Source organism: Streptococcus sp. HMSC078H03, assembly GCF_001808655.1.
Lineage (GTDB): Bacteria > Bacillota > Bacilli > Lactobacillales > Streptococcaceae > Streptococcus > Streptococcus salivarius_G.
On the sequence record NZ_KV794098.1, the window covers coordinates 1 to 280 of the forward strand.

A 280-nucleotide genomic window follows, 5' to 3' on the forward strand; every position below is an offset into this window, starting at 1 on the left:
CTGAATTAGACACTGATTGTGATTCAGACACAGACGCACTCGCTGAAACGGACTCTGAGTTCGATACTGATTGCGACTCTGAAGTTGATACTGAGGCAGAGGCTGACTCTGATGAGCTTGCTGAAACTGATACGCTGGATGAGACTGACACAGATGTACTTGCACTTTGCAACTCACTCAACGATGCTGAGTTAGATGTCGAAAGCGATTCACTAGCTGAAATTGAAGCACTTAATGAGGCTGATACTGAATTAGACACTGATTGTGATTCAGACACAGA

The 280-nt window shown here is 44.3% G+C and carries 1 pseudogene; it reads left to right on the plus strand.

Annotated features, from left to right (window positions below):
- Nucleotides 1-280 (plus strand): annotated as a pseudogene (locus HMPREF2607_RS10495) (MSCRAMM family adhesin SdrC); the annotation flags it as partial.